The organism is Bacillus sp. FJAT-22090, assembly GCF_007676755.1.
In the GTDB taxonomy this organism is placed as follows: Bacteria; Bacillota; Bacilli; order Bacillales_A; family Planococcaceae; genus Psychrobacillus.
On the sequence record NZ_VEBK01000024.1, the window covers coordinates 25,101 to 31,481 of the forward strand.

General features: G+C 36.4%; 5 protein-coding genes and 1 pseudogene. 4 read left to right on the forward strand and 2 right to left on the reverse strand.

Annotated elements, in window-relative coordinates; genetic code table 11:
- Positions 1–24: 24 nt before the first annotated feature.
- The gene (locus FS486_RS19110; RefSeq protein WP_260858172.1) at positions 25–507 is read right to left on the reverse strand and encodes a uracil-DNA glycosylase; all 483 of its coding nucleotides are present in this window, start codon (positions 505–507) and stop codon (positions 25–27) included.
- A gap of 283 nt (positions 508–790) precedes the next feature.
- Here FS486_RS19110 and FS486_RS19115 point away from each other — a divergent pair, with 283 nt between their 5' ends.
- The 3 genes from FS486_RS19115 (at position 791) to FS486_RS19125 (ending at position 4,282) form a co-directional block, all read left to right on the forward strand.
- Positions 791–1,258 carry a GNAT family N-acetyltransferase gene (locus FS486_RS19115; protein ID WP_144513919.1) on the forward strand — a complete coding sequence of 156 codons (468 nt, stop codon included), beginning with the start codon at positions 791–793 and terminating at the stop codon, positions 1,256–1,258.
- A gap of 33 nt (positions 1,259–1,291) precedes the next feature.
- Positions 1,292–2,101 carry a class I SAM-dependent methyltransferase gene (locus FS486_RS19120; protein WP_144513920.1) on the forward strand — a complete coding sequence of 270 codons (810 nt, stop codon included), beginning with the start codon at positions 1,292–1,294 and terminating at the stop codon, positions 2,099–2,101.
- A gap of 189 nt (positions 2,102–2,290) precedes the next feature.
- A complete protein-coding gene (locus FS486_RS19125; protein ID WP_144513921.1) occupies positions 2,291–4,282 on the forward strand; it encodes an ABC1 kinase family protein in 1,992 nt (663 codons plus the stop codon).
- Between the two features lie 186 nt (positions 4,283–4,468).
- Here FS486_RS19125 and FS486_RS19130 read toward each other — a convergent pair whose 3' ends face one another.
- Complete coding sequence (locus tag FS486_RS19130; RefSeq protein ID WP_144513922.1) at positions 4,469–6,121, reverse strand: ABC transporter substrate-binding protein; 1,653 nt, start codon at positions 6,119–6,121, stop codon at positions 4,469–4,471.
- 97 nt (positions 6,122–6,218) lie between these two features.
- Between FS486_RS19130 and FS486_RS20520 the strand changes: the two are divergent.
- Positions 6,219–6,381, forward strand: a pseudogene (locus FS486_RS20520) (MDR family MFS transporter); the annotation flags it as partial.

Sequence of the window (6,381 nt, forward strand, 5' to 3'; positions counted from 1 at the left end):
CACATCTTTTTTATAATCAATCATCTAGGTGCTAAAATTATGAAAGCGCTCCGCTACAAAAGTCAGATCCTCCAAAAATAGGGGGCGTAAGTTTGGACGACGTCTAATTGCAAGTGGATGGTAAGCGACTGTAGTTTGAAACCCGCGCACATCGTACCAACTGCCCCGCATTGATTTGACATCGGCGTCGGGATTTTGAAAAAAAGATTGGACAGCCACGTTGCCTAAACAAAGAATAATAGCGGGCTTTTTCTCGTTAAGCTGCTGTTCTAAGTGTTGCATACAAATGGAACGTACCAATTCTTTGTCATATGCACGCACAGGTTTTCTTTTAAGTATAAAAGTAATGTACAAATCATCTATTTTCAAGCCAGCTTCATTTGCTACATCTTGAAGCGTTTGTCGTGTTCCACAAACAAATGACTCTCCTTTGTTGTCCTCACGTGCTCCCGGATTATCAAGAATAATCATAATCGGAGCTTTTGGATTTCCTTCACCCCAAATCATTCGCGTTCCTTGTTCATACAGACCGCATTCCCGACAATATATGAGGTGAGGGGGAGTTGGTTCCTCCTTTAGCATTTTCAGGAAAAAATCATTCATTAGTTTCAGCTCACTCTGTTTTTATTTTCAATGCGAAAAGCTTTCCCCTTTTCAATGGATTTGAAACAACCATGACTTACAAAAGCCTCAAATGGTTATTCCATTAAAGGATTTTAAACACCGAGTGAAGAATATTCTATTAAGCAAACATAGTTTGTAGTTAGTTTCATAGAAAAGAGGACATAAAATGTTGGAAAAAGACGGATTTTTTATTAGCACGGATAAAAGCTTTTTGGATATAGAGGTTATTTATGATTTTTTAAGTAATGAATCATACTGGCTGAAAGGGACGACGATGGAAATAGTAAAAGCGTCGATTGAAAATTCAGTATTTTGTTATGGAGTTTATGAAGGAAATCCAGCTAATGGCTCCGCCAAGCAAATTGGATTTGCACGTGTCGTATCCGATCTTGTCCGGTTTTCATGGTTAGGAGATGTTTTTATACTACCCGAATACAGAGGTCGCGGGCTTAGCAAATGGTTAGTAGGCATAATTACGGAACATCCAAAGTTAAAAGGAACCAGTTTTCAACTCGCAACAAATGATGCGCACACTTTGTATGCACAATTTGGTTTTAAGCCATTAGATAGAATTGAAAATCGAATGGCAAGACCGCTAGACTGGGATGCTATAAACGCAGTATATAAATCGTAATAGAATTTAACAAATAAAACGAGGTGTCAATTGATGAGTAAAATAATAACCTATTACAATCAATTTGATGAATGGGGGAGACTAGATAGGGAGCCAATTGAATTCCGAGTAAATTGGCACTATATAGAAAAGTATCTGCCTAAAGCTGGCAGGGTGTTAGATAATGGAGCAGGACCTGGAAAATACTCCATGAAACTTGCTAAAGAAGGATATCAGGTAACGTTAACAGATTTAACCCCTAGATTAGTCGAAATTGCAAAAGATAAAGCACAAGAACTAGGTTTACAAAACAAGTTTGAAGGATTTTATCCAGCGGACGCACGAGAACTTAATATGTTGGAAGATGAGCAATTCGATGCGTCATTAATGCTAGGGCCAATGTATCACTTACAGGAAGAAAAAGATCGCATTAAGGCGGTTCAAGAATTACATAGAGTAACTAAAAAGAATGGGATAATCTTTGTTGCCTTTATGCCAAGAATTAGACATATTCTTACCTCACTTTTACATCCTGATAATTGGAAGCCAAATGATAAGATGGATTCAATTGTTCAATTTTCTCAAACGGGGTGTTTTAACCATGAAGAGGAAGGGCGTTTTACAGGTGCCTACTATTTCAACATTGAAGATATTAATCCTTTTATGGAATCCCAAGGTTTTGATTCGGTACAGTTGATAGGTTCTAACGTTGGAACTATACTGTCCAATGAAAATTGGAATTACTGGAAGGACAAAGGAGAACAAGAAGTTGAAAAAATAATAGAACTAATCATTGAAAAAGGAACTGATCCCTATATTCTTGGGATTTCATCTCATTTGCTTTATATTGGAAGAAAAAAATAAATATTTTTAGGATTAGAAGTGTTATATATAATTCATAACAACACAGAAAGCTCTGTTCTCTCTTGGAACAGAGTTTTATAATATGGAGTTTACATGTTGGCATTTCTAACTTCTACCCTAATAGAATAAAAGTAGCGATTCATCTACAATGCTTTTGGGTACATATAGGTTAATGAAGGGTGTGAGGTTATGGTATATGTAAAAATGATCGTTCAAATACTCGTTATTGCATTCTTTATTTTTTATGTAAGCGGACGATTAATGGGCTCGCAGATTAACTTTATGAAACGGGTTATGTCTGTTTTTATAAGTGTGGCGTTTACCTCTATTGTGTATTGGTATTCGTATTTGCGAGGGACAGATTATTTAGAAGATGTTTATGTATTTATGGATGTACGAACGATTATTTGGATCGGGAGTATGCTGCTTATTTCCATGTTGCTGTACCTCTTTTTTGAATTGTTTGATCCAATGGCGATTGGCGAAAAAGGGGAGCGTATACCAAGGCAGAAGTCACTGTTTTTACGTTTACGGAACCAGTGGAGAAGCCAAAAAAGATTGCGCCAAGTTGTCCAAATTGCTATGAAAAATGGAATCTCGCGAACATTAAAGTATGCTAGACATCGAGAAAATGATCTTGATTTGGCTATTGCATTTCGAGATACGCTGGAAGAGTCTGGCGGGATTTTCATCAAATTTGGTCAAGTGCTATCTACTCGAAATGATCTTTTTCCGAAAGCTTTTGTTAAAGAGTTAGGCACACTTCAACAAAATGTACGTCCTCTTTCAAGTGAGCAAGTGAAAACGATATTGGAAAAAACATTACCTTATAAAATGGAGGACGTGTTTTCCCATTTTGATATGACTCCTATCGCTGCTGCTTCCATCGGACAAGTACATAGAGCAGTATTGAGAAAGAACAATGAGCAAGTGGTCGTCAAATTACTTCGCCCAGATGTAAAAGATATGATGAGAGATGATTTGACAATATTAGTAGAATTTGCGCAGTGGGTATCAGATAAGTCTACATGGGCAGAAAACCTAGGATTTCGAGAATTAGCGATTGGATTTGCATCAAGTCTACGGGAAGAAGTAAATTTTGATATTGAAATGCGCAACACGATGCAAGTCGCGACAGCACTAAGGAATAGTCCATATAAAATGAAGATTCCTCATGTCTATTCGGAGTTTAGCAACCATCAATTAATCGTATCTGAATTCGTTTATGGCCAAAGTGTTGCAAAAGGAGATATATTGTTTGCTACTTTAGGTGTAGATAGAGAAGAATTTGCTCGTACTGTATTATTTTCTTTTTTTGAACAAATGTTATTTTCAGGAATTTTCCATGCAGATCCTCATCCTGGCAATATATTTATAAATGAGTCGGATGGAACACCAATTTTGTTAGATTTCGGGGCAGTTGGCAGATTAGCTGAGCCACAGCAAGAGGGGATTAAGTTATTTCTCATGGGAATTCAGCAAAACGATGCAACTATTTTATATGATGCCCTTATCTTACTCGTTGAAGAGCACGAGCATCTTGACAGCGTAAAATTGGAGCAGGCGATGGCTCAAATTTTACTTCGCATTTCGTATGTACCACATATAGAAACCGAAGAGCTTATCCATTCTTTTTTTGAAGTTGCCCGAGATTTTGGCTTATCATTTTATCCTTCTGTTGGTCTAGCATTACGATCATTTATCACATTAGACGGAACTTTACGTTTAATAAAAACTGATTTTAACTTATTCAAAGAAGCAAAGGAATTCTCCAAACACTATATAACTTCTATTATCAAAAGACCATTTAAAGAACCGCTTGCAACAAAGGAGCGATTGGAAGAAGAATTTGCATTGTTGTTGCCAGCCCTTCGCAAAATACCACGCCGTGTTGATAAACTCATGCAACGAGTGGAAAGCGGAAAAATTACGCTGCATCATGATATTTTCTCAGATAAAAAGAATGCAATGTTTGTCACGCAGTTGTTTTCTCGCTTTGTGTTGTTGCTTGTTGGAATTACATTTGGCATAATTTCGGTGTCCCTTTTAGCGATAGCTCAATTCATCGAGGCACCATATGCTGTGTATTTAAACAGTGCTGCATATGTAGGTTTGTTTTTATGTGCCGTGTTGCTCGTCCGTCTATCGATTCAAGCAATACGGTTGATGAAGCGGAGCTAACGGGAAACGCAAGAGGTATAGGATGACCTTCTTGCGTTTTTATATAAGAACAAGAAATTATGTTTCGTTTCATAAATCTGCTGTTTCTGCGAACGATTCTATCTTATATTTTCAGGTGTAAGGATAGAAAAATGTTGCTTCTCTTCTTCCAAAGAGACTCAAGTTTTGATCCCACATCTGGAATGTTTAATCTTTAATCTCCGGGCGTACCCAAAGTTTAGAGAAGTCCACGTATCCAAAGTGTTTCATCTTAATATTCATCAAATCTGTGGAGAAGGGAATTTGCCGTTTTGAAAAGTAAAGTGGTATCAAAATCGAATTTTCAATAAGAGTTTTTTCTATCGTTACGTTTAATGTTGTCCAATCTTGAAACGGAGTTTGGGTATACACGTTTGTAAAATCCTGTCCATTTGAACTCTTTTTTAAAATATCAGCTAAAGAGGAATACCCATTTTGAAGAAAACTAAAGAAGGAGAAATTTTGATTCATCTCGAATACTTCCCCGTGAATAAAAAGGTCTACTTGTTCATTATCAATGCTCTTATTGATTGTATCTTTGAATGAAACCCACTTTGTAATGATTGGAACACCTTCTTTTTCCAAAATCTCCTTTAACCATAAAGAGGTATTCTCTGTATAATTGACAACTTTTAAAACAAGTGGTTCGGAAAAATGGGGTCTTTTCATTTTGGGCATCCTATAGGATTTGCTGTGTCCGATCAGGCATCCTTGATGATTCGGTGAGTATCGCATATCCACTTGGCTTATTTCATGCCGATATTTCGATATTACATAATGTATATAATCGCGTACATCCTTTTGCTGGATTGCTGTGTTTCTGAAAATATTCATCAGCACTACTCCAAAACCGGAATCGCTTTCTACTGGAAATGTCTGAGCGTCTTGTTCAAATGCTGACGATCTATATATTACGTCAAAATCTTTTGGTACTTGAATAAACTCTACTACATCTAATAATGCTCTTTCTCCATAATAATCTTTAAAAGCTAGTAGAATAGTTTTTTGATCGTTGTTTTCTTGAACATAAAAACTGCCTGTTCCGTATAGATTATTTTCAGTTGTTTTATAAATACTAGCATTAATAGAACCAAGCATTTGTAAAAAGTAACTGCAGCTACTAGAGAAGTGAACATCTATAACTAACGGATCTACGGCAACTATTTCTTTTATTGGATTCCATAGTTCCTGATAGAAAGGATGACTGCGTAAGTTTTCTAAACAATTGACCACAATATTTGCATTTAAGATAGAACCATCATGAAACTTTATATCTTTCTTCAAATAAATACGAATCTTGTTTTCGTGTACATCCCAGCTATGAGCAAGCTCAGGAGAGACATATCCATTTACATCAACTGACACTAAACGATTAAAAATCGTCGCTACAATATTAGCGCTATGCACATCAGCTGCTTCTATAGGATGCATCGTCAAAAAAGGATTTTTTCGAGGTACAATGAGCTTGTCATTTGTACTATGGATATAACCAAATTTGGAGCGGAACTTTTCCATCAATCGTAATTTACTATCAATTGACCAATCCCAGAGTAAATATTTACTACTAACCTCTATAGGTTTTTCTTCTATTATTTTCATGAGCCTACCTTCTAAAATGATTTCCACATTTTTTAACCACTCTAGATTAGAAACACTTCCTCTCCCACGCCCAGAAGTAAAAGCTAGCCATCCTTCAGTAGCCCACTTTTGAATATACCTTGTCGTTTGCTTTGGGCTCAGTTGGAGAAACTCCGCTACTTCCCCCTGTTTAATAGGACCAGTAGGGACCTTCTTCCATAAAGCCAATAAGTATTTATCCATTAGTAACCCCCTTAAAAGTGGACGTAATTTATTAAAGTGTCTCTTTAATACCTATTAAGTCTACTTTAATATACATAAGACAGAGGGGGGTGACAACATGACTTGGAAGAACTATCCACAAAATATTAAAGTTCGGTTAATTACATCTTTTTTTAATCGAGCAGTATCATCTGCAATAATGCCATTTATGGCATTATTTCAGATTGTAGACAAAAGGGTTTCGAAATGGTCGTATTTCGAAACCCTTTCTATTTTTTATA

Coding starts and splice junctions, on each gene's coding strand:
- FS486_RS19120 (WP_144513920.1), top strand. CDS start 1,292: ATGAGTAAAATAATAACCTATTACAATCAATTTGATGAATGGGGGAGA.
- FS486_RS19125 (WP_144513921.1), top strand. CDS start 2,291: ATGGTATATGTAAAAATGATCGTTCAAATACTCGTTATTGCATTCTTT.
- FS486_RS19110 (WP_260858172.1), bottom strand. CDS start 507: ATGATTTGGGGTGAAGGAAATCCAAAAGCTCCGATTATGATTATTCTT.
- FS486_RS19115 (WP_144513919.1), top strand. CDS start 791: ATGTTGGAAAAAGACGGATTTTTTATTAGCACGGATAAAAGCTTTTTG.
- FS486_RS19130 (WP_144513922.1), bottom strand. CDS start 6,121: ATGGATAAATACTTATTGGCTTTATGGAAGAAGGTCCCTACTGGTCCT.